Genomic DNA, 21,350 nt, shown 5'->3' with positions numbered 1-21,350 from the left:
CGTAGCCAGATCATGGGTAGGTGATCGCTGGTTGTACGACGGCGACGCACTCGCCGAATCCGATGGTGGCCGCGTCCGGGCGATGGGCTTTGGCGGTCAGGATGACTTCGTCACCGTCTTCGAGAAACGTGCGGGTTTCACCGTTGGGCAGTGTGACCGGGTCTTTTCCGTCATGGCTAAGTTCCATCAGGCTGCCTTCGGAGCCCACGGTGGGTCCGGAGATGGTGCCGCTGCCGAGCAAGTCGCCGGGCTGGAGGTCGCATCCGTTGCTGGTGTGGTGGGTGATCATTTGCGCAACGCTCCAGTACATGTGGCGGCTGGACGAGCGGGAGATCGGGTGCGGCGCCTCGCCGTCTTTGCGCATCTGCGCCGTGCTGATAAGTACGTACAGCTCAAGGTCGAGTCCGCCATGCGCGCGGTGCAGGGGACTGTCGAGGTACGGCAGGGGGTCGGGATCTTCCTCGGGTCGATCAACCGGAATCCGAAACGGCGCCAACGCTTCTGGGGTGATGACCCAGGGGGAGATCGTGGTGCCGAAGTTCTTGGCCAGGAAGGGACCGAGCGGCTGGTATTCCCAGGCTTGCACGTCGCGGGCAGACCAGTCGTTGAGCAGGCAGTAACCGGCAATGTGGGATTCGGCGTGATCGAGACTCACTGGCTCGCCGAGGCGATTCTCGGGGCCGATCCAGACACCGAGCTCCAGCTCGAAATCCATCCGCCGAGTTGGTGCCAGCACGGGTGCCGGCGCATCGCCGGACTTCAGTTGCCCGTGCGGGCGGGTGATCGGAGTGCCGCTGACACGCACGCTGGAGGCACGTCCGTGATAGCCGATCGGAACCCATTTGTAGTTGGGCAGCAGGGGGTCGTTCGGCCGGAACAGAGCACCGATATTGCGGGCATGGTGGATACCGACATAGAAATCGGTGTAGTCACCGATTCGGGCGGGCAGCAGAACGTCGACCTCCGACAGTGGGGTGAGGAACCTGGCAATGGTCTGCTGGTGCTGTGCTCCCTCGGCGAGCAGCGAATGCAGTGCCCTGCGCAGCGCGATCCGCGGGCCGGATCCCAAGGCGAACAGGGCGTTAAGCGTTCCGTGCGCGGCAGCTTCCGCCGCCGCCTGTGCCTCACCGGTGAGCAACCCCGATGTGGCGAGTTCTCGCAGGTCCAGGACCGCATCTCCGATACGGACGGCGCCATGGGGCGCGTCGTGTTTTGTGACGCCGGTCGTGCCGGTCACCACGCCGAACGGCAGGTTTTGCAGCGGGAAGTCGCTGGTGGCATCGGCGGAGGTAACCCAGCTGCGCGAGCGCGGGTCATGCGTGATGTCCAATGCAGGCATTGGCGAGGTCATGGCTTGTCCGGGTGGAATCGCTTGGTCAGACCGCTCCAGCAGTCCGCGTAGTCCTGCTGCCGCTGTGGAAGATTCGCGGCGTAGGTGGTGACCTTCTGCGGGAACCGGGTTTCGAACATGAAGGCCAGGGTGTCTTCCTGTTTGACCGGTTTCAATTCTTCGGTGCTGGCGGCTTCGAATGCGTTGGCGTCGGGGCCGTGTGGGGTCATGCAGTTGTGCAGGCTGAAGCCGCCCGGCACGAAGCCGCCTGGTTTGGCGTCGTAGACGCCGTGCACGAGTCCCATGAACTCGCTCATGATGTTCATGTGGTACCACGGCGGCCGGAAGGTGTCCTCGGCGACCATCCACCGCTCGGGGAAGCACACAAAGTCGACGTTGGCGGTTCCCGGTGTCTCGCTGGGCGAGGTGAGCACCGTGAAGATGGACGGGTCGGCATGATCGAACAACAGTGGGCCCACGGGGGAGAAGCGCCGCATATCGTACTTGTACGGCGCGTAATTTCCGTGCCAGGCAACAACATCCAGCGGTGAATGGCCCACCTCGGCCTGCCACAGCGTGCCACCCCACTTCACATACATCGTGGACGGGACTTCGTGGTCCTCGTAGGCCGCGACCGGGGTGAGGAAGTCGCGCGGATTGGCCAGGCAGTTGGCGCCGATCGGGCCGCGTTCGGGGAGAGTGAAAGAGCCACCGTAGTTTTCGCAGAGGTAGCCGCGGGCCGGACCGCCGGGCACTTCGACGCGAAGTTTCACGCCACGGGGGATGACGACGATCTCGCTGGGTTCGGCGTCGATGATCCCGAACTCGGTCCAGAACCGAACGTCGCCGCGCTCCAGGACGAACAGCATCTCGGCGTCGCCGTTGTAGAAGTAGGCATCCACCATCGACGATGTGATGGTGTAGATGCTGCAGGCAAACCCGGTGCGGGTCCCGACGTCCCCGCCGGTCGTGATCGTGCGAACGCCGGTGATGAACGTGGTGTCCTCGACCGCGGGATTCGGCATCGACAATGGGTTCCACCGCATTTGGGCGATCGGCACGGGCAGGGCGTCGTCGGGGGCCGAGCGCCAGTACGCAACTCCCTCGGCGTCAACGGGAGTGAAGTGGCCCCAATGGGCCACGCTCGGCCGAATCCGGTACAGCCACGACCGTTCATTGCTGGCGCGGGGCGCGGTGAACGGTGAACCGCTGAGCTGTTCGGCGTAGAGGCCGTAGGCGCACTGTTGAGGGGAGTTCCGGCCGACCGGCAACGCGCCGGCCAGAGCCTCGCTTTCGAAGCTGTTGCCAAAGCCGGACAGATAATCGGTCATCACGTTCTTCTCCTCCTTCGTCGTTGAGGTCAGGTGGGGGTCGGTGATGAGGCCGAGCCGCCGCAGATCGTCGATGGGCACTTTGGTGCTGCAGCTACCCACCGAATGAAAGGCGGCCCTGATCTGACGTGCGTCGCTTGTGGTCAGGCCGGTGATGTGTTGCAGCACAACGTTCGGATCACGCTCAGCGATGATGTGCTCGACTTCGTTTGTGCCGGCGCCTTTCTGGGCGGCGGCAACGGCCAGAAGTAGATTGAGGAAACCAAAGTGATCGAACCCGGTGTACCCGTCGTGGTGGGCGATCGCGTGGTGCAAGCCTGCCGTCGCTTTGAACGGAACTTCCCGGGCTATGGCGTGGTGGACGAACCGGGCGAGATCGAACGGGCGCGGAAACAGCTCACGGCGCACCCCGCCGCAGCGCACCTTGGCGGCGAGACCGTGGCGCCGCAGCAGATCCAGGTCAACTTCCATGGCCGGGCCAAGCCCCACCTCGACGAAAACACCGAGGTGGGGTCTGGTGGCAGCGATCTGGTCGATGACCTCGAGCGCCTGCTTTTTGCGGTGGTTATCAACCGGCAGGGACGTCTCCAGTGCCACAACCGGGGTCCGGTCATCGGCCTCCAGCGACCCCACGTCAGCCTCGGTCTGCGGCACGGCAGGTCCCAGGGCTATCACCTGGATCCGATCGCCGTCGTCGAGCTGCTGGTGCAGTTCGGCAAATCGGGCGGCCGGGCACACGAACCGTTGGGACAACACGGGATTCAAGATTGCTTGGTCACTGCGGTGCCGAGCTAGCGCGGAAGCCATATCGAGTGCCTCCGGCGGAAACAGACCCGCGTCGTCGACGATGCGGTCGGTAAGGATCCGCGCCGCCGGTAGCCGGGTTTCCGCGTGCATCACAGGTTGCCGCGCTTTTCCTGCTCACGCTCGATCGACTCGAACAGGGCCTTGAAGTTGCCCTTGCCGAAACCGAGCGAACCGTGGCGCTCGATGAGTTCGAAAAAGACCGTCGGCCGATCTCCCAACGGCTTGGTGAAGATCTGCAGCAGATACCCGTCCTCGTCGCGGTCGACAAGGATGCCGCACTGTTGCAGTTCCTCCACCGATACTCGCACCTCGCCTATACGGGCACGGAGTTTCGGGTCCTCGTAGTAGGCATCCGGGGTATCGAGGAACTGCACGCCCTCTTTGCGTAGCTCGTCGACGGCGCGCAGGATGTCGTTGGTTGCCAGCGCCAGGTGCTGAACGCCGGGACCGCGGTAGAACTCCAGGTACTCGTCGATCTGAGACTTGCGCTTGGCGGCCGCCGGTTCGTTGAGCGGAAACTTCACCCGGTGGTTGCCGTTGGCCACAACCTTCGACATCAGCGCCGAGTAGTCGGTGGCAATGTCATCGCCGATGAACTCAGCCATGTTCACGAACCCCATGACCCGGTTGTAGAAACCGACCCATTCGTCCATCTTGCCGAGTTCGACATTGCCGACGACGTGATCCAAAGCTTCGAATAGACGCTTGGGGGCACCCTCGCGTTTGAGGTAGCCGCTCGTCGCCGGCTGATAGCCCGGCAGGTAGGGACCGTCGTAGCGGGTGCCGTTGACCGACCGCTGAACGAGCGTATGTCGCGTTTGCCCATAGGTTGCGATGGCCGCTACTCGCACGGTGCCGTGCTCATCAGACAGGTTGTGAGGTTCGTCTAGGACCGTAGCGCCGGCCAGCTTGGCCTGCGAGATGCACTTGTCGACGTCGGGAACCCCCAACGAGATATCGACAACGCCGTCACCGTGTCTGGCGTGGTGAGCCACAAGCAGGCTGTCGGGACTCACCGCGCCCTTCAGGACGAACCGGACGGAGCCCGAACGCAACACGAACGCCTTGTGGTCGCGGTTGCCGTTCTCCGGTCCCGAGTACGCGACCAGTTCCATGCCCCACGTGGATTGGAAATAACTCGCGGCCTCGGTGGCATTTCCGACCACAAAAACAATGGAATCCCAGCCGGTTACGGGAAACGGGTCGTTTGTCAGGTCGTAATCCACCAGGCCCACTAGCTGCTTGAGCTGATTGACGTCCAGGCGGGCCTGCTTCTCCTCGTCAGTCAGGGCGATCTGGTTCGTCATGTTGACATTCTTCTCTCTTGTTCATGATCCCGATGTCGGGATTGCTCGACGACTTCGCTTTGCGCGAGCACACCGCCGTGCACCCCGACGATCTCCACCAAGTGGTCAGCGACCGCGCGGTCAACGGCAAACCCCCGCCGGGCGGTCCGGCGGCCGCGCTTCATCACGCGTGGGGGTGGAGGGGACAGACTCATTGGCCGTGGTGCCAGGTCAGTTGCATCCTCGGTCGCGTGTGGGACATTGCGATAAATGCCCTGGTAGCGTGGGGTATGAGCGCACAACCATCAACATTCACCCCGGCCCATTGCGCCGACGACCTCATCGACGCCTATCTCGAACACGAAGATCGGCTACTCGCCGAAGCCGCAGGCGATGCCACCGGCGCTGGCGAGTACCGCAACCGCGGAGATGACGACGTCCTTGCGACGCTCATCGCCTGGAAATTGAAGGCGGAAGATCGCGGCAAACCGCTCAACGAACAGGACTGGACAAGTCTGGTCCTAGAGCTTGTGCACCGCGCTGCCGCACAGCGACGATGACCCACGTGTAGTACACGGTCTCGCAGCAGCAACCTGATCGCCGGCTGCTCGAATATCGTGAGGACGCCGAAGCGAGGATGGACCTCATGCATGGCCTGAACAGGCCGCGTCGTTCAAGCCTCCAAAGTCGAGTGTCCGTAGGGGCTGAGGGCAGAGCTGCGGTCGCTCCAATCGTCAGCGCGTCATGCGGTCGAACTCGCTAATGCAGATAAGTGCGACCATACCGATCAGTGACGCCCTGCGTCGGGTCAGTAGCGGTCGAAACACGTTGGCCCACAGGAAGAAACACACTCGCCTAAGCGGCAATTCCGGGCCGCAGCAGCCGACGGTCCACCGTCGCTTATGGGTTTCGTAGCGGTCCGTACAACCGTCATGCGTCATGCGTCATCGTGCAGCGGCGAACGGACCGATCTGTTCGCTGGGTTTCAGGCCAAACACCGATGCCTCGGCGCACTGCGGCGTCCTCACCCCGTCGCCGTAGGCGAAGTGCTACACGGCGGCCTGTCCGGTGCTGCCTAGAGTGTGCGCAGCCATGCGCGGATTCGGCGACGCGCGTTGGCGTAGGGCGAGGATGTGTTTAGCGAGATCATGCGTCCCATAGTCCATTTGCCGTACCAGGGAGAGCCGTAGAGTTCGGCGTCGGAGCACTTCTGGATTATGGCGACAACGTGCTCGTTGGAATCGGTGAGCTGAGTACGAAGTTGTGACCAGGTGTCGGCCCGATGTTCGGCGTAGTAGCGCTGCGCGAGCCTTCCCAGCTTGTTCCACTTAATCCCAGGAGCAGGAAATTCATCAGGCTGTCCGGCGGCCCGACGTTGATGCCAGGTCAGCACCTGCTGGTTCCACCCGATGAGATAGGCGACTAGATCGGCTGGGCTGATCATATTGTTCTTGACGTGACCTGTGAGAAGCGGTTCCCGGGCTAATTCGGGCGGAACCCGGTCGAGGTCGGCGCTGAGTTGCATAAAGGTCTTGTTTAGTGCGTGAAGCAGTTCGGCTTTTGACGTAGGAACGCCCATTGACCACTCCTTCGCCCGGCGATGCAATGACGAACCGGGCCGTGTGTGTTTTCGGTTGTGATTCTACGAATGTGACGCTGGGGCGGTGTGAGCTGGCGGCCTGTGGCGAGGAAGGGGAAATCGAAATCGTCGGGGAGTTACGCAGGGTCGAGCTGCTCCAGCAGCAGGAAGCCGGTGGTGTGACTGCGAGACTGTCGTGATCGTGCGCAACGCGAGCGCCGTGCATGCTTGCCGGCCGGGCCTGTACCGGTGTTGCTCATGGGAGACGAGGCCATGAGACTTGCTGCGTGGTCAGCTTGAGTCGGACACAGCATGGTGAGGAAGCGGGAGTCCGGTGGGAAGCTGCCAGGGCTAATCCCGATGCCCGGTTGGCCGGATTGGTCACCGGCTACGGAGGATTCTTCGAGGCAGCGCCCTGGCCGGTTATCCGGGAAGAGTTGCCCGCAGCGCGCCTTGTCCTGCTGCTCAGCCTCGGCGAACCGCTCTGTCTTTCTCGTTCAGGCGAGGGATCGGGACCCACTCGGGCGCAGGCGGCCCTGATCGGCGTCAGCCGGACAGGCGTGGTCGCGACGCATTCCGGCAGCCAACGCGTGCTGGAGGTTGAGCTCTCTCCGTTGGCAGCGATGGCCGTGTTCGACGTGACGGCAGCAGAACTCACCGGCCAGATCGTCGAGTTGGCTGAGCTCTGGTCGCACACGTCGCAGCTGCTCGACCAGCTGCGGGCGGTCGTGAGCTGGGCGGATCGCTTCCAGCTGATCGAGGCGGCCGTGACCGCCCGGACGGACGAGGGGCCGGGCCTCAACCCCGTGTTGGCGGGGGCGTGGCGGGAGATCGTTGATTCCCGGGGGTACCTCGGTATGCAAGTCCTGCGCGAGCAGACTGGATGGAGCCGCAAACGCCTGGCCGAGAACTTCCGCGCCGAGGTCGGGCTCCCACCCAAGGCGATGTCGGGCCTGGCGCGGTTTCAGCATGCGGTGGACCTGCTGCGGCGCCCTGGGCGTAGATCCTTGGCGGCGGTAGCACTGACCTGCGGCTACTACGACCAGGCTCACTTCAACCGCGAGTTCCGCGAACTCGCGGGCTGCACGCCGACCGAGTTCCTTATCAGCCAGGACATCGACGTCGCCGGCACGGCCATGGCCGGCAACTGACTGTCAACGCCACCGGGTTCGGCGGCACAAACGTCCAAGACCATGACCAGCGGCTGCCCCTAACGTCGAAATCGTCCGCTCACCCATCGACACTCAGGAGCAACCATGCACGGCGAATTGACCTTCTTCGAAATCGGAGTCCCAGACTCCGCTCGCGCGCAAATCTTCTACGGCCGCCTCTTCGGCTGGGAGTTCCCGCCGACTGGTGAGGGCGATCAGGTCTGGATCAAGACGCCCAGTACGAAGGGCGGCCTTCACGACCAGGACGCGGAAGCCCGCATCGCCATGTATTTCTCCGTCGACGACATCGACGCCGCCGTGCGATCAGTTCGGGCACTCGGTGGTACAGCGGAGGACGCCCGACCCGAAGAACCCGGCTTCGGACGATTCACTGCCTGCACCGACGACCAAGGCGTGCAGTTCGGGCTCCATCAAGCAGCAAGCTAGCCAAGACTGGGGGAAGGTGTCCGTCAGCAGACGGGATTTCGGTAGTGGAACCTCAGTGAATCACCTGGCCGGGCAACAGGTTGCGTCCGCAGTTAGCGCGCGGTGCGCTCATAGCGGCCCGACGGTGGTGGTTTGGCACGCCACGAGTGCGTGAAAGAACTTGGTGCTGCAATGAAAACGGCGACCCTTTGCTGGTAACCCGCCATATTCGATTTCGGCGTATCGCGGCGTTTGTTGGCATCGAAACGGTCGGCGCTGTTAGGAGAGCGGACCTAGCAGTCCTTCAGCCGGTTTGGCCGTAGGAGTACCGCCTCGAGACGGTCTGATTGTTTTCTGGCTGGCCAACCTGCCGGTTCACCCATCGGTCGGCTGCGACAGGGTGTTGGCCTGTCGCATGAGATAGATCAGCGGACGGCCGCGATCGTCGATGGTTTCGTGGTGGCGTTCAAATCCGATCTTCTCCAAGACGCGCAGCGAAGGTGTGTTCCACCCACCGACGGTCGACCAGATCCGGCGGCGACCTGTGGCGAAGGCCGCGTCCATCACGGCGCGGGCGGCCTCGGTCCCGTAGCCCTGACTGTGGAAGCGTTTGAATATCTCGCAGGCGATTTCAGGCTCATCGAGAGTGCAACGGCCGACGATGAGACCGCAATAGCCCAGCGGTTCATCGTCCGCCCGCCGGCGAATCGTGAGCAGCCCGATGCCGTTCTGTTCGGCCAGGATCCGTTGCGCGATCATCCGGTCGCGGACACTCTGCAGAGACTCGGATACTCCGCCTTCATGCTCTCCGAGTAGTTCGTAATTCCATCCGGCGTCGCGCTCGTCACGAAGCTCCATATTCAAGCGCGCGGTGGAAAGTGAGGTCTGCATGGCGGCATAGCGCATTGCTCAGCTCCCGCCTTCTTGGTTGCCCTTCACCCTAGTGACAACTGAACACTCAACTCTTGCCAGTTTTGATGACGGCGGACCTGTGCCTAACCCGCGTCCACGATGGAGTTCGATGCAGAGCGATCCAAGCCATTTCGCCGAGTCAGCCGAGGTCCGAGGTGGAGGAGAGTCTCTTCGTACCAGTGGACGAAGGCGGCTGCGGAAGCCCAGAACAGAACGCCATAAACGGCTAGGCCGGCACTGCCGAACAAGACGGCTTGCCCCAGGATGATCAACAGGGCTCCGACGTACATCGGGTTACAGACGCGCACCCCTGGGGAAACCGAGGCCGATTAGTCCTTGGCTAGCGAGTTTGCGCCGACGCCCAACTCAAGCGAAAGCGATTGCAGCGCAGATGATTGCGATCCAGGCTAAGCCGAGTACCTGCAACACGCGGTCTTGCAGGACGATGTCTTCCGGCTCGCCGGCTATGCCACCGTCGACGTCAACGGCATAGCGCAGGACTGCGATCGTGATCGGGACCATCGAGACGGCAAACCACGAACCGGAATGCCCATCGCGCTCGAACGCCCACAGCCCGTAGCACACGACGACGGCCGTGGCGGACATCGTCCACACAAACCGCAGGTACGTGCTGGTATAGCTCTCCAGCGATTTGCGGATCTTCGCGCCGGTTCGCTCAGCGAGCTGCAGTTCGGCACAGCGCTTGCCGGCAACCATGAACAGCGATGCGAACGCCATCACCAGCAAGAACCACTGCGACAGCGGGATGCCGGTTGCCGCACCACCAGCAATCGCTCTCATCAGGTAAGCCGAGGAGACGACACAGATATCAAGCACGGCTTGATGTTTGAGGCCGAAGCAGTAGCTGAGCTGGATCGCCAGATAGACCCCGATCACGAGCGCAAGGGTTGGGGCAATCACCGCCGAGATCGCCAGCGCGGTCGCAGCGAGCGCGATTGCCAATGCATAGGCGAGGGCAGGGGAGGCCCCCCGGCGGCGATAGGCCGGAAGCGTTTGGTGGGATGCTGGCGGTCGGCATCCACATCACGGGCGTCGTTGACTAGATAGATCGAGGATGCAGCCAAACTGAACGCCACGAACGCGACACCTACGTTGAAGAAGAGTTCACGGTAGTCGTATTGGACATTGCCGCCGAGAGTCGCCAAAGGTGCAGCCACCACCAGGACGTTCTTGATCCATTGCCTAGGTCGCAGCGCTTTCACAATGCCGACGGCCAGGTTGGGAGGCGGCCCGACGTGGGTCAATGCTTCTTCGCTCACAAGTCGTGATTAGCGATTTCAGCGCACGTCGTACCGGCGCGCCCGACAATCATGTGGAATTGACACTGGTTGTCTCGACGGCGCGAGCGTTGTTTCGTTGACAACCGCGCCTCGTGTCGGTAGTAAACGTGGGTGAACACGCGGGGGCGGACACAACAAGTTTGTTCGATCGAAAGTGGTGTCGGGGGGTACGAGATGGATCTCGTCTGTCCGGTCTCAATTGACTTGGCAGGTACCACCGTCGGTTATGCCAGGGGTATGAGACGGTCGTGGCGTGGGTCGTTTCACTTGTTGTGGCATTTCCAGTGGGCCTGGGGTTCGTCAACTCGCTGACGCACAAGCAAGGGGGCTCGACGACTGCCACCGGGCTTTGTTCTTCGCTGTGCGACCTTTGGAGTTCGCGTGGCGTTGAGGTGCGGTTTTCGGTTCCTCGCTGTTCTAATCGTTTGTACGTAGCTTGATTTCGGCGCGATCAGTTCTTGAGGACCGGACGTCTAGATTGAATGTTGGGTGTCGAGCAGGCGTTCGGCGGCCTTTCGGGCGCGGTGCGCGTTCTCGGGGTTACCGTCGATACCGGCCGTAACGATGGCGCCTTCTGCGAGCAGGTAGATGGCGGTTGCGATGTCGGCCGCCGGGTTGGATCCCATTATCGCGGCGATCTGCTGGCGGAATGCTTCCTTATGTGCGCGGACTTCGTCGAGCACTGCTGGGGAGGTTGGGCCGAGTTCGCCGTGGATGTTGATCCACGCGCATCCCCGGAACTGTGGTTCGCTGAACCAGTTGTGTAGCCAGTCGAACATTGCAAGGACTCGCCGGGTTGGGTTGTCGAACCCATCGGTGTATGCGGCCAGGTTGGCGCGCCAACGCTGATCGCGCCGGCGGAGCATCGCGACGACCAGGTCTTCCTTGGTGGGGAACATCGAGTAGATCCGCTTCAGCGGTAGGCCCGATGCCTCGCGAATTTCGTCCATTCCGACGGTCTGGACACCCTTGGCGTAGATGAGGGCTTCAGCTGCATCCAGCAGCGTTTCGCGGTTGTCGGCCTTCTGTTCGACGGTGAGCGCTGCAGGCAAGTGGACTCCCATTGACATCGAGAACAGGCGTTCTCTACGCTACCCCATTAGATGGAGAACGTTGGTTCTCTACATTGAGAGGAATCGCCATGCCTGAAGGTCGCCCGCCCTATCCGCCGTTTACTGCGCTGACTGCGGCGCAGAAAGTCCAAGCTGCAGAGGATGCCTGGAACACCCGCGATCCGGAGCTGGTGTCGTTGGCCTATACGCCCGACTCGGTCTGGCGAAATCGAGGAGTCTTCATCCGCGGTCGGGCCGAGATCGTGGAGTTCTTGGCTGCGAAGTGGCGGCGCGAGCGTGACTATGCGCTGCGCAAGAGCCTGTGGGACTTCCATGAGAATCGGATCGCTGTGCGCTTTCAGTATGAGTGGCGCGACGATGCCGGGGAGTGGTGGCGCAGCTACGGCAACGAATTGTGGGAGTTCACCGACGAAGGACTCATGGCACGCCGCGAAGCGAGCATCAATGACGTGGCTATCACGGAGGCGGACCGACGTATCGTCGGCCGGCGTCCGCTGCGGGAACACGGCGTGGACTTCCCGATTCAGTAACCCGAGTTGGTTTCGTTAGCCCAGCAGCGGCAGTGCGGTTATGCCGCCCACTGCTGGATTGCTGGTAACCCGCCGCATGCAATTCCGCGGTATTACTGGGGCCCGTGGCAGCGAGGATCAGTAACCCTCGGAAGCGGTGAAAGGCTTGCGGCGGGCTCACGCCAAATCAATCGTCGGCACCGGTTGGAAAACCTACCGGGCGTGCCGAAACTAGTGCGATACGTCGAGTCGACCAGTCGCACCGGCCGGCGTAACGACTTCGGTCGAGCGGGACAACAAATGCACTGGGCCAACGACTTTCGTCTGGAAGCGTCGAAGTGGCTGCGCCTGCGCCGATCGGGGGCGACCACCATAGCTGGAGATGATTCATTTGATGGAAACGGAGCCCCCCTCTACTGGTAACCCGCCATATTCGATCCCGCCGTTTTTGTCCGTTGTCGGATGTTGGTGTGACCGGATGCCGGGGGAGCGGTCCTGGCAACAGGATCGATACCCATAGGACGCCTGGCCGGCCAGGCGGCTGTTCGCCCGCTGATGACTGCGGTCAATGGCAACTGCCGGTCCGAGTCCGGGGGAGCTTCAATGATCCATATATTCCAGAACGGGCCCTACCGCCATCGCCTAGCACCTCGGGGTTCAGCCGTTCACTGCAATGGCTCGGGCGTGAAGGTGACGTCGACTCCGCCTACGGTCATCGTCACCTGACCTTCGATCACCATCACCTGCGCCGAGACTCGTCGATCGACAGTCTGGGCCAGTTGCTGCACGGGTGCGTGCGGTATCTGCACCACCGACAGGTTCGGCAGCCCCGCCACTTTGGGGCCGACGGTGCGCCACCAGGTGGCCACGCCGGCGGCAAACGGGAACAGCAGCACCTGGTCGGCCTGGCTGGCCGCCTTGGCCAAGGCGCGTTCGTCGGGCTGGCCGACGTTGATCCACTCCAGGATCCGGCCGGTGTAGTCGGCGAGCCGCAAGTCCGGTACGCCTGGAGTGGACAGGCCCGCCCCGAACGCCAACTCGCCGTCGACGTTGCTGAGTCGGTGTGCGCGCAGCCCAAACGCCAACAACCGCACCACCATCCGCTCATCGGTCTCACTGGGATGACGGGCCACGGTCAGCGTGTGATCGGCGTAGTAACCGTGATCGACATCGGAGACGCCAAGTTCGACTTTGAACACTGTTGCAGAAAGGGCCACGTCATAGTGTCCACCCAGGGGGAGTACCCCGAGCAATCGGGCCGCTTTGAGTGGTCAGGCCGCCGCGCTATCCGTCGGCGTGGAGCACAGCGTGTGCGAGGTCCGCTGCGGCTGCGGCGACGGCCCGTGCCCGTGTGGCAACGTCCGCCGCGTCATCAAGGGTGTCGACGAGAGCCTGAGCGGGACTGGCTGGGGAGGCGCCGTCGTCGATGTCGTCATCGGCGATGGCTAAGGTCAGTTGATCACCGGTGTCGGCGGGCGCAGTGTCAAGGACACGAGGCCCCTGCGGTGTGTCTGGCAACAGCGCGAACACGATGGAGGAATACAGCGAGGTGAGTCAGGCTTTGCATAGAGGCTCGCAATGGTAGCTGTGTCGGCGCTGGTGCTTTCGGGTAAGGGCGGCACAGCGAAAACGCTATGGCAGATGATGCTGGCGGGGGAGGCCTCGCGGGCCGGGATCTCCGCGTTGTTGGTCGACGCAGACCCAGAGCGAAATCTGTCTAACCACTTCGGAGTGTCGCAGCATTCGACCGGCTTGGGTTCAGTGCTTGAGGATGCCGATATCAGTTTTTGGGGGAATCCCGACAAGGGCGCGAAGCGAATCGATGAGGAGATCATTGAAACTAGATGGCCCGGTATCGATTTGCTGCCTGCAGGTGCTTCCTTAGGCCGTGTTGCGGGCTTCGGCGTACCGGACACCGGATTGTTGCGGGCCATCTTTGACGCTGCCGGCATCTTTGGCCGTTATGACATTGTTTTGATCGACACAGGCGGCCGCACTGGCTCTCTGGAAGCCCTGGCAATGCATCTAGGTGATGTTGCGTACGCGCCGATCACTCCGACCCTTGATGCGGTACGCAAAGCCCGCGAGGCCCGTGACAGAGTCGAGCGTATCCAACGAACGCATCCACTCAAGTGGTGTGGCGTGGTTTTATCCGGTTTCGACAGTAGAAACGGCATCGACCAGTCGATCAGGGAACGGGTACAGACGGAATTTGGCGATGACGTCCGTGCTGAACTGCCACGGCGGGCCGTCATTAATGAAGCCTTTCAACTCGGAAACCGACTCGGTGACTACTCCGACGCAACCGAGAAGAATCTCGCGCGAATCTTCCGAGATTTCCTGGAACACGACCTGCTGGGTCGGAACACGAGCGACCAGTGACGGCGGCGAAATATGTTGGGGAACAACGTGATAACGAGTGTTGTATGCCGTGCGTGACTGGTAACCCACCATATTCGATTCCGCCGTATTTCACCCGGTAAGAGATGCACCGACGGGGTTCGGGCACAGCCACGTGTCATGTGCGAGATCGCAACAAGTTGTTGCGAGGGGCCGTCATTGCCGGCGTCCGACCAGAGCAACTCACGGACCCGACGCCATGCACAGACATGGACGTGCGAGCACTGCTCGCCCACCTCATCGGCGTGCTTGACCGAGTAGCCGCACTCGGCAACGGCGAGGATCCCTTCGCAGTCATCGACACACCTGTCGCCGACGATCGCTGGCCCGACGCGTGGCGGGAGTCGGGGAGACGAGCCGCGGATGCCTGGAGCGACGACGCCGTGCTCGAACGACCCATGGCGCTGCCGTGGATCGAAGGCAGCGGCGCCCAGGTGCTGGTGTCCTACTTCTCCGAGCTGACCGTCCACACGTGGGACCTTGCGACGGCGGCCGGTCAGCAGCCCGACTGGGACGACACAGTCGTCGCCACGGCGTTCGACGGGGCGCGGCAGATCCTCCCGGCCGCGAACCGCCGAGCTCTCTACGAAGAGATCTCGGCCGCGAGGGGTTTCGACGAAGTCGCCGTCCCGTTCGCCGAGGCTGTTCCGATCTCCGACGACGCGCCCGCCATCGACCGCCTCGTCGCCTGGAATGGCCGGGATCCGCTCCGCCGATCCTGACGGAGCGGATAGATGCGGTTCGACATCGCGGCTGGCCCGCGACGCCACGGGCGGGCGAGCGGACTTTCAAAACCTTTGGGCCACAATCTAAAACGGAGCACTTTACTTGACATAATGTAGCTTATCGGCACTTAGTCAACTTGGGGATATGCTTCCGAGTGACGCGCACGGTCGATTTCTTGTCCGATCCGGAACTAGTTGAGAGTAATTCCGGACTGCCCTGTTTTCCGGCACCATCTGACAGGGTTCGATGGTTTTGACCCGCAGTGTCCGCTTGGCCGCCCGTGCTCGCCAGCTGAATCCGCGATGATCGGAACTGTTGGACTGAGCGTTCCGGACCGTCTGCGACTACCTGAGAAGTGCCGGATATGTCCTCCCGCAACGGGTTCCGACGCTCGGCGATACCCTGCATAATCGTCACAGTGACGTATCTATGTGGTCTGGCCGGATGCGGCAGATCGAGGTTACTGGCCGAATTGTCTTCCCGCGCGGGGTTTTCCAGATTTGGAAGCCGGTCGTCGAAGCTGTCTGATAGGACGCGGTCAGGCATCTGGCCGAACCGGCGATGCGGTCAGCCGCCTTGAGTACTTCGCTTCTGTATTCGACGATGGCGATCCGCCCGGTGTCGAGTTCGATAAGCCGGTGTACGAGGTCTCGGTCAGGTGCCGCGCCTTCGGTCATGCTGTCGACGACGGCGGCATGCACAACTTGTTGATTCCTTGCTGGACAAGCCACTGCTGCGCAGCGACTTGGCTAGGTGGCCAAGTCGCCGGGTTCATCGTCGGCGGCATCGCCACTCAGTCCGAGAGTCTATGTCGCGTGTGGCCCAGCGCGTGGTTTTGTCACTGTGACACTTCTCCCCCGGGGTTGCGGCCTTACGGGAAAATCACTGATGCACTTCGGTTTTGGACACATTTTGTACCTCCGAGCGAATCGGCGCACCCCCCAGCGTCGATAAAGTGCGGCACAATCGGTTGGTGTGAGGCTTATCGACGCGAGGAAAACACTCAGGGTAGCGGGCGTTTTCATCGGCGCATTGGTGATCGGACTCCCCCTCGGGTGCGTCAGTCCGCCATCCCCTCCCGACCTCACTCAGCAAGCAGCCACCCAGAACAAGGCCTGCGGAATGTCAGACCCCACGATCGCCGACCTGGCTGCCGACCGCGGAAAGACGTTCGGCACCGCGTATCGAAGCACCTACGCCGCCAACGATCCGTGTTACGAGCAAGTCGCCGCCACCGAGTTCAACTCTCTGACAACTGAAATCGGCACGATGATGAATACGGTGCAGCCAGACCCGAAGCGGTTCGACTTCCGAGAAGCCGATGCCGTCGCAGCACTGGCCGAACGCACCGGACGCGACTTCCAGCTCCATTCGCTGATCTGGGATCCACTCGACCAGCAGCAGTGGAAAATCGTGCCGGACACTATCAAAGGGCTCCCGCTGGCCCAGCGGCACGAGCTGATGCTCGACTCAATCTCGACCGTCATGGGCCGCTACGCCGGCAAGTCAAGCACGGTCACTGTGGTCAACGAGGCGTTCGACCAGATGGGCAACCTCCAACCCACCGTGTGGTGGGACACAACCCGCAGCGACCAGTACATCTTCGACGCCTACCGCGCGGCCCGGCTCGTCGATCCAAAAGCGTTGTTGTACTACAACGACCACAGTGCCGAGACCCACAGCGATAAATCCAACGCCATCTACGACCTGGTGAAACGACTGCGCGAAACGACAGTCGACGTCGACATCGACGGACAGCCCACCACCAGGCCGCTCATCGACGGCATGGGATTTCAAGGCCACATGCTCGGCGGCAAAGACCAGCGACCCAGCACCGAAGACATGGCGAGCAACCTGCAACGGTTCGCCGAACTCGGACTCGACATCCGGTTCACCGAACTAGACGTCCGCATTCCCGTCGTCAACGGCAAGGCTGATCCCGCCGATCAGGAACGTCAACGCCAGGTCTACAAGACCATGACCGACCTCTGCTTAGACCAGCCCAAATGCACCGGTATCACGCTCTGGGGTTTCACCGACAAACGGTCGTGGATCACCGACTACCCCGAGTCATTCTCCGGCTACGGGGCCGCGCTGCCCCTCTCGCAGAGATATGAGCGCAAACCTGCCTGGGCAGGAATCATCGACGCTCTGGAGAACCGCTAGGCCCCTGGCCAAGCCGCTTGTTGACAATGTCGACGAACAATATGGCGCTGCTGTGCGCCCCACTCTCAACTAATTGCGGATCGGACACCTGCGGCAACGGCGGCGACTGTCCAATGTTGCCGTCATCGGTACCCGCGCGGTTGTGTCTCCAGACGATCGTTGACGTCGGCGACGGATAGACCGCCGCTGCCGAATCCTTACTCGCGCCAGCGACGGCCTGAGTCAACACGGTCGTGGTCAACGCTTGCACATGAGGTCCACGTAGACGGTTTTGTAGCGAACCAGAGGATTAGCGTTTCCTGCGGGTCCACGCTGTATCCACGAGTGCTTGACCGAAGTCCCCTGACGCACTGCGGTGACGCTGCACTTGTCCATGGACCCATTGCCGACCTTGTTGAGGATGACACGATATCCATCAGCTTCGAGTTCGGCGATCGTCGCCTGGGCCGACGCTTGCGCTGTCGGCGCGGCGACGGCCGGTGCTGCCAGACCGAGACCGGACGCACCGATCAGTGTCGTGACGGCTAAAGCCTTCACAGTAGTTACCGATATACGCGGCACTTTGAAATCCCTCACAAGAACACGTCGGTGTGCATTTTTGTTTTTCCGCTTATTCGGCGGCTGATTCCAGGCTAAGAAGCCGCACGGACATCGGCAAGATATTCACACCGGATGCATACGAATCAGGAACTATTCAACACATAGAATTCACATGTATCAGATGAAAGCGGCCCCATGTTTAACGCACAGAATTCACATAAATCCACTCATATCGAACACCAATAAATTTGTGCGCTTCATTCAGTCAGGCCTGATCAGAGGTAGTTTTAGCCGGAACGCTGTCTGACCACGCTCCGATCGGCGCTCACTGAACCGTGATGCGCTTCGGCAATCGATGCGACGATAGCTGCGTTTCGTGCAGACCACGATCCACCGGATTCCCGGAAGCGGTGTTCGTTACTACTACCTGCGAACCGATAAACTTCCGCGAAGCGGTATTCCGAGCTGACAATGATGGCCGGACTGCAGCATCCTCGCTGGCGTAGCGATCGATTTCGTAAGTTCGGAAGCCGTGCCGGTGGCAGTCAGCTCAGCTGCGACGCTCCCTGTCGAGCCCGTACGGTGTGGGCCGTGTGGGCAAGCCCCGCCGGTACCTCAGCAAGCGCACCCAAGGCGACCACCGGGACGGTCGGCATACGCGCCCGGTCGCGAGTTCCTCGACAGTGTCGAAGATTTCTTCAACAACGACGTTGTGAGTGGGCTCGACAAACACTCGAAACCACCATGCCGTGATGCGACCGGGCACCTCAGCGTCGACCGTGTGACGCACGAGTGTGCCGCCGCTGCGCGACAGGAATTCGAATGCATGATGGCCATCAACCTGTCGGCCAGCAACTTCGTCGAAGGTGAATTCGATCAATCGTTGGGGCACGAACTGGGTGCAGTGATACTTCACCGCGCCGTGCCCTCCCACCGCACCGACCGCCAGGGCTGTCTCCAGACGCATCCGAGGCCAGTCGTGTGCCGGCCATACTCGGTCCGCGTCGCTGCCTAGCGACTCGAAGTACGACCAGATCTCGCTGGGCGCAACGCCCACCCATCGCTCGTGCACATTCCTGATCGATCGTCCCGGCCCGAGGCATCGTCCAGTTGGTTTCGCAGGTTTGTGGGCCAAATCGAACTCCCTCGCGTCCACCGTCATTCACGATCTTGGCCAAATCTCGAGTCGACCGGTCAGCAGGTGAACTCGGCTGGCCTTGGCGCAGTTTCAATCCCGACTCAGTACAAGCGAACGTACCGCACCCCAGGACTGACACCTGGTCTCATCCCTTCAGTTGGCGCGCCGGAGGACGTGGCCCAGACTCTGAACCATCGTCGCCAGAGCAGCTCCGCAACACTTCGATGGCAAGCTCACGCCACAGCTGCTCCCCGAGCGCGGCCACTCGCACTTCCAGGAGCGCGGACTCGCGTCGGCTAAACTACGTCGAGGTGCGTTGTAGCACAACAAGTTTCATTTCACTCAGGTCTTGTTACCGGACATGCGCGCTCAATCAGCGAACGCAAGCCAGTCGCCGACCACGGCGAGATCAGCTTCGGTCAACCCCGACCTCGGATCGACACGATGAAGCAAAGCCGACCCTCCGTGATGTGCGCCCACCCATGCACGATCGATGTCGGAGATCTCGTCGTCGAGCCAGACGAAGCGGCGCCCCGCTGCAGCTTCGACCAGCGCCGCCGTCTTCCAGTGCAGCGCACCGATCGGATTTTCCAGGGGCGCATCGGGCAGATCAGCGACTGGCAACGGTGGGAGCCCGAGCAGTGGGGCGATCACCTCGTTGGCGTCGTGCATCCAGGCCGTGGCCCAGACCAGATCGCAGGCAAGGGCCAGCAGACGTCGACCATGCGCGCGGTCCATTCGCGCCAGCTGCGGGTTGCGGTGACTCTGCCATTCCTGCCAATCGACTAGCGTCGCATCGAGTTTCGCTCCGCCGCTTGGCAGCAGGGTGCCATCCACGTCCAGGAACAACATCGCACTGCCCACCACCACGACAACCTATCAAGCTCGGCCAGCTCACCTAGCCGGGGAATTGCATCTAGGTGCGCCACGCCGCCGGCGTCTCCCCCGAGAGGTCTAGGGGCTTAGAGCAACTCGGGTACGGCGACATCGCCCTGCTGCTGGATGATCAGCTCCTCGGCCAAGTCATAGGACATATAGAAGCGGCCATTGCCGTTGCCGAATCCGTGTGGGTGCTGACCCCAACTCTGCTCGAAGCCAAGCAGTTTCTTGGATGGGATGATCTCGGTGGCGAGGTACTCGTGCCCTCCGGATTCACCGGAAGCGGCGCTTTGCACGATGCCGTCCGGTCCGGTGGACGACATGTCGTCGTACCAGTTGGTCCCACACAGGACCGGTTGGCGGGACAGGGCGCCTAGGAAATCGTCGAATGTGAATGTCCAGGAGTAGCTGGAGATCACCCCGACCGCTTTCCACCATTTCATCAACCCGATCGCGCTCGAACCTTCGTCGTCGGGCGGATAATGGCCGGGGTACGGGTCACGCAAGGTGGCCTCATGATAGTTGCGGATGCCGTCGTCGTTTCCGAGGTAACTCGTCCCTGCATTACCGATCGGAACCGCGGCATTGAACTTGCGACGGCTGCGAATCGCGTGGGCGGTGTTGAGCATGTTCGTCCCGCTGAAGCCGACGCAGCCCGACAGAAAGAACTGGTCGACGTGTGGGGCGTTCATTGCGTGTCGGACATGCCGGGTCGGCAACCCCGCGGCTCGGATGAATGCGTGGTCTCGCGACTTGGGGTCGTGATGAACGATGCGGCCGAGGTGCCCTGATGCGCTCATTGGAAGCCTCCATGGTTGTCATGATCGCGTGCCGGAATTGATGTGATGGGCCCGCCTCCCCCACATCTGCGCGACTGACAACAAAATACGACTGGAGCGACCGACATGAGTGAGTAGTCGACTACTCGACCCTGATTGCCCGACACGCCTCAAATAGTCGCCTGGCCACATGGATAGGGGACTGCCCCGACTTCAGTTGAGTCGCATTTCAGGCCGCGGTTGCGACAGGTGTCCGGAGCATTTCGAACTCTATCGGGGTGAGCTTGCCCAGGGCGCGTTGCCTGCGGCGTCGGTGGTAGGTGCGCTCGATCCAGGTCACTGTTGCCAGGCGTAGTTGGGCTCGGGTGGACTGTCACGGACAGGTGGACCAGCGCCGTCGGTCGAGGACGTTGCGTGTTGGAGAAGTGCGGAGAAACATTCCATGGGCGCGTTGTCCGCACAGGCGCCAACGCAGCCCATCGATCCTCGTAACCCATTGCGCGACAGTGCTCGGACAAATTTCTGTGACCTGAATCGGCTTCCGCGTCGGAATGAACGATCGTCGCGGCCGGTACGCGCAGGGCCACGGCATGATCAAGCGCGGCCACCGCCAGCGAGGACTTCATGCGCGAGTCGATCGAGTAGCCCACGGTTGGAGTAGACGTCTTTGATCGCGCAGAGGAAGTTCCGGAAGAAACTGCTCAAAATTCGACCGGAGCCGACAGCCGTGACGCTGACGAAGCCAGGGCCGGCACCGGGCAACAACCGCTGACAGCCCGACACTCTCAAGCCTTTCCGGATTCCGTCCGACACTCTCATGTCTTCGCGGACAGATCTGCTCAGGGCCGTCCGCAACTACTTGAGAGCGCCCACGTCAGCGCATTGCCCTACTGTCAACTAGTTCCGGATCGGACATTAGTCCGGGAAAACGTGCGAGTAATCCCGATTACGGCCCTGTTTTCCGGAACTATCTGAAGAGTGCTGTTGTTGCAGCGTAGTCCGCGATTTCGATCTGCG

The 21,350-nt window shown here is 61.9% G+C and carries 20 protein-coding genes and 2 pseudogenes; 8 read left to right on the top strand and 14 right to left on the bottom strand.

Annotated elements, in window-relative coordinates; genetic code table 11:
• Positions 1–10: 10 nt before the first annotated feature.
• The 3 genes from fahA to hppD form a co-directional block, all read right to left on the bottom strand.
• Positions 11–1,351 (bottom strand): fumarylacetoacetase, encoded by a 1,341-nt coding sequence (gene fahA / locus ACWEFV_RS22835; protein WP_450071844.1) that lies wholly within the window; start codon positions 1,349–1,351, stop codon positions 11–13.
• Positions 1,348–3,417, bottom strand: a complete 2,070-nt coding sequence (hmgA, locus tag ACWEFV_RS22830) for a homogentisate 1,2-dioxygenase (RefSeq protein WP_450071843.1) — start codon at positions 3,415–3,417, stop codon at positions 1,348–1,350. Before hmgA ends, fahA begins: the two co-directional genes overlap by 4 nt.
• Before the next feature lie 140 nt (positions 3,418–3,557).
• Positions 3,558–4,775 carry a 4-hydroxyphenylpyruvate dioxygenase gene (gene hppD, locus ACWEFV_RS22825; protein ID WP_450071842.1) on the bottom strand — a complete coding sequence of 406 codons (1,218 nt, stop codon included), beginning with the start codon at positions 4,773–4,775 and terminating at the stop codon, positions 3,558–3,560.
• Between the two features lie 23 nt (positions 4,776–4,798).
• Between hppD and ACWEFV_RS22820 the strand changes: the two genes are divergently transcribed.
• Complete coding sequence (locus tag ACWEFV_RS22820; RefSeq protein WP_450071841.1) at positions 4,799–5,314, top strand: hypothetical protein; 516 nt, start codon at positions 4,799–4,801, stop codon at positions 5,312–5,314.
• Positions 5,315–5,829: 515 nt separating this feature from the next.
• Here the strand turns inward: ACWEFV_RS22820 and ACWEFV_RS22815 are convergent.
• Entirely contained in the window at positions 5,830–6,333 is a 504-nt protein-coding gene (locus tag ACWEFV_RS22815) for a ClbS/DfsB family four-helix bundle protein (RefSeq protein ID WP_450071840.1), read from the bottom strand.
• A 287-nt stretch (positions 6,334–6,620) separates the two neighbouring features.
• On the opposite strand from ACWEFV_RS22815, the gene ACWEFV_RS22810 reads away from it, so the two are divergent.
• Positions 6,621–7,484: a helix-turn-helix domain-containing protein gene (locus ACWEFV_RS22810; protein WP_450071839.1), complete on the top strand. Its 864-nt coding sequence runs from the start codon at positions 6,621–6,623 to the stop codon at positions 7,482–7,484.
• A 105-nt stretch (positions 7,485–7,589) separates the two neighbouring features.
• Positions 7,590–7,931, top strand: coding sequence for a VOC family protein (locus ACWEFV_RS22805; RefSeq protein WP_450071838.1), 342 nt, complete (start codon positions 7,590–7,592; stop codon positions 7,929–7,931).
• A gap of 354 nt (positions 7,932–8,285) precedes the next feature.
• On the opposite strand, the gene ACWEFV_RS22800 is transcribed toward ACWEFV_RS22805, so the two are convergent.
• The 3 genes and pseudogenes from ACWEFV_RS22800 to ACWEFV_RS22790 all read right to left on the bottom strand — a co-directional run bounded on the left by ACWEFV_RS22800 (position 8,286) and on the right by ACWEFV_RS22790 (position 11,175).
• Positions 8,286–8,816, bottom strand: coding sequence for a GNAT family N-acetyltransferase (locus ACWEFV_RS22800; protein WP_450071837.1), 531 nt, complete (start codon positions 8,814–8,816; stop codon positions 8,286–8,288).
• Between the two features lie 372 nt (positions 8,817–9,188).
• Positions 9,189–10,102, bottom strand: a pseudogene (locus ACWEFV_RS22795) (decaprenyl-phosphate phosphoribosyltransferase).
• A 494-nt stretch (positions 10,103–10,596) separates the two neighbouring features.
• On the bottom strand, positions 10,597–11,175 hold the full coding sequence (locus ACWEFV_RS22790) for a TetR/AcrR family transcriptional regulator (RefSeq protein WP_450071836.1): 579 nt from the start codon (positions 11,173–11,175) through the stop codon (positions 10,597–10,599).
• Positions 11,176–11,264: 89 nt separating this feature from the next.
• Here ACWEFV_RS22790 and ACWEFV_RS22785 point away from each other — a divergent pair, with 89 nt between their 5' ends.
• Positions 11,265–11,726, top strand: a complete 462-nt coding sequence (locus tag ACWEFV_RS22785; RefSeq protein ID WP_450071835.1) for a nuclear transport factor 2 family protein — start codon at positions 11,265–11,267, stop codon at positions 11,724–11,726.
• A 644-nt stretch (positions 11,727–12,370) separates the two neighbouring features.
• Here the strand turns inward: ACWEFV_RS22785 and ACWEFV_RS22780 are convergent.
• Positions 12,371–12,922 carry a YaeQ family protein gene (locus ACWEFV_RS22780; RefSeq protein WP_450071834.1) on the bottom strand — a complete coding sequence of 184 codons (552 nt, stop codon included), beginning with the start codon at positions 12,920–12,922 and terminating at the stop codon, positions 12,371–12,373.
• Positions 12,923–13,013: 91 nt separating this feature from the next.
• On the opposite strand from ACWEFV_RS22780, the gene ACWEFV_RS22775 reads away from it, so the two are divergent.
• From ACWEFV_RS22775 to ACWEFV_RS22765, 3 genes are all read left to right on the top strand, one after another.
• Positions 13,014–13,154, top strand: a complete 141-nt coding sequence (locus ACWEFV_RS22775; RefSeq protein WP_450071833.1) for a hypothetical protein — start codon at positions 13,014–13,016, stop codon at positions 13,152–13,154.
• A 129-nt stretch (positions 13,155–13,283) separates the two neighbouring features.
• Positions 13,284–14,087 (top strand): ParA family protein, encoded by an 804-nt coding sequence (locus tag ACWEFV_RS22770; protein WP_450071832.1) that lies wholly within the window; start codon positions 13,284–13,286, stop codon positions 14,085–14,087.
• Between the two features lie 104 nt (positions 14,088–14,191).
• On the top strand, positions 14,192–14,827 hold the full coding sequence (locus ACWEFV_RS22765; protein WP_450071831.1) for a TIGR03086 family metal-binding protein: 636 nt from the start codon (positions 14,192–14,194) through the stop codon (positions 14,825–14,827).
• Between the two features lie 417 nt (positions 14,828–15,244).
• Here the strand turns inward: ACWEFV_RS22765 and ACWEFV_RS22760 are convergent, their stop codons facing one another.
• Positions 15,245–15,532, bottom strand: coding sequence for a hypothetical protein (locus tag ACWEFV_RS22760; protein ID WP_450071830.1), 288 nt, complete (start codon positions 15,530–15,532; stop codon positions 15,245–15,247).
• Between the two features lie 421 nt (positions 15,533–15,953).
• Here ACWEFV_RS22760 and ACWEFV_RS22755 point away from each other — a divergent pair, with 421 nt between their 5' ends.
• A complete protein-coding gene (locus ACWEFV_RS22755) occupies positions 15,954–16,997 on the top strand; it encodes an endo-1,4-beta-xylanase (RefSeq protein ID WP_450071829.1) in 1,044 nt (347 codons plus the stop codon).
• A gap of 237 nt (positions 16,998–17,234) precedes the next feature.
• Here the strand turns inward: ACWEFV_RS22755 and ACWEFV_RS22750 are convergent, their stop codons facing one another.
• From ACWEFV_RS22750 to ACWEFV_RS22730, 5 genes and pseudogenes are all read right to left on the bottom strand, one after another.
• A complete protein-coding gene (locus ACWEFV_RS22750) occupies positions 17,235–17,573 on the bottom strand; it encodes a hypothetical protein (protein ID WP_450071828.1) in 339 nt (112 codons plus the stop codon).
• Between the two features lie 514 nt (positions 17,574–18,087).
• A complete protein-coding gene (locus ACWEFV_RS22745) occupies positions 18,088–18,504 on the bottom strand; it encodes a hypothetical protein (protein WP_450071827.1) in 417 nt (138 codons plus the stop codon).
• 540 nt (positions 18,505–19,044) lie between these two features.
• Positions 19,045–19,527 (bottom strand): HAD domain-containing protein, encoded by a 483-nt coding sequence (locus ACWEFV_RS22740; protein WP_450071919.1) that lies wholly within the window; start codon positions 19,525–19,527, stop codon positions 19,045–19,047.
• Between the two features lie 110 nt (positions 19,528–19,637).
• Complete coding sequence (locus ACWEFV_RS22735; RefSeq protein ID WP_450071826.1) at positions 19,638–20,354, bottom strand: hypothetical protein; 717 nt, start codon at positions 20,352–20,354, stop codon at positions 19,638–19,640.
• A 208-nt stretch (positions 20,355–20,562) separates the two neighbouring features.
• A pseudogene (locus tag ACWEFV_RS22730) lies at positions 20,563–21,017 on the bottom strand (DDE-type integrase/transposase/recombinase); the annotation flags it as partial.
• Positions 21,018–21,350: the final 333 nt, after the last annotated feature.

This window comes from Mycobacterium sp. NPDC004974, assembly GCF_053600815.1.
Note: the sequence above shows the minus strand (reverse complement) of the source record. Positions and strands in the feature narration are given on the sequence as shown.

Coding starts and splice junctions, on each gene's coding strand:
- fahA (WP_450071844.1), bottom strand. CDS start 1,351: ATGACCTCGCCAATGCCTGCATTGGACATCACGCATGACCCGCGCTCG.
- hppD (WP_450071842.1), bottom strand. CDS start 4,775: ATGACGAACCAGATCGCCCTGACTGACGAGGAGAAGCAGGCCCGCCTG.
- ACWEFV_RS22820 (WP_450071841.1), top strand. CDS start 4,799: ATGATCCCGATGTCGGGATTGCTCGACGACTTCGCTTTGCGCGAGCAC.
- ACWEFV_RS22815 (WP_450071840.1), bottom strand. CDS start 6,333: ATGGGCGTTCCTACGTCAAAAGCCGAACTGCTTCACGCACTAAACAAG.
- ACWEFV_RS22805 (WP_450071838.1), top strand. CDS start 7,590: ATGCACGGCGAATTGACCTTCTTCGAAATCGGAGTCCCAGACTCCGCT.
- ACWEFV_RS22800 (WP_450071837.1), bottom strand. CDS start 8,816: ATGCGCTATGCCGCCATGCAGACCTCACTTTCCACCGCGCGCTTGAAT.
- ACWEFV_RS22785 (WP_450071835.1), top strand. CDS start 11,265: ATGCCTGAAGGTCGCCCGCCCTATCCGCCGTTTACTGCGCTGACTGCG.
- ACWEFV_RS22770 (WP_450071832.1), top strand. CDS start 13,284: ATGGTAGCTGTGTCGGCGCTGGTGCTTTCGGGTAAGGGCGGCACAGCG.
- ACWEFV_RS22765 (WP_450071831.1), top strand. CDS start 14,192: ATGCACCGACGGGGTTCGGGCACAGCCACGTGTCATGTGCGAGATCGC.
- ACWEFV_RS22755 (WP_450071829.1), top strand. CDS start 15,954: ATGTCAGACCCCACGATCGCCGACCTGGCTGCCGACCGCGGAAAGACG.
- ACWEFV_RS22745 (WP_450071827.1), bottom strand. CDS start 18,504: ATGCGTCTGGAGACAGCCCTGGCGGTCGGTGCGGTGGGAGGGCACGGC.
- ACWEFV_RS22740 (WP_450071919.1), bottom strand. CDS start 19,527: ATGTTGTTCCTGGACGTGGATGGCACCCTGCTGCCAAGCGGCGGAGCG.
- ACWEFV_RS22735 (WP_450071826.1), bottom strand. CDS start 20,354: ATGAGCGCATCAGGGCACCTCGGCCGCATCGTTCATCACGACCCCAAG.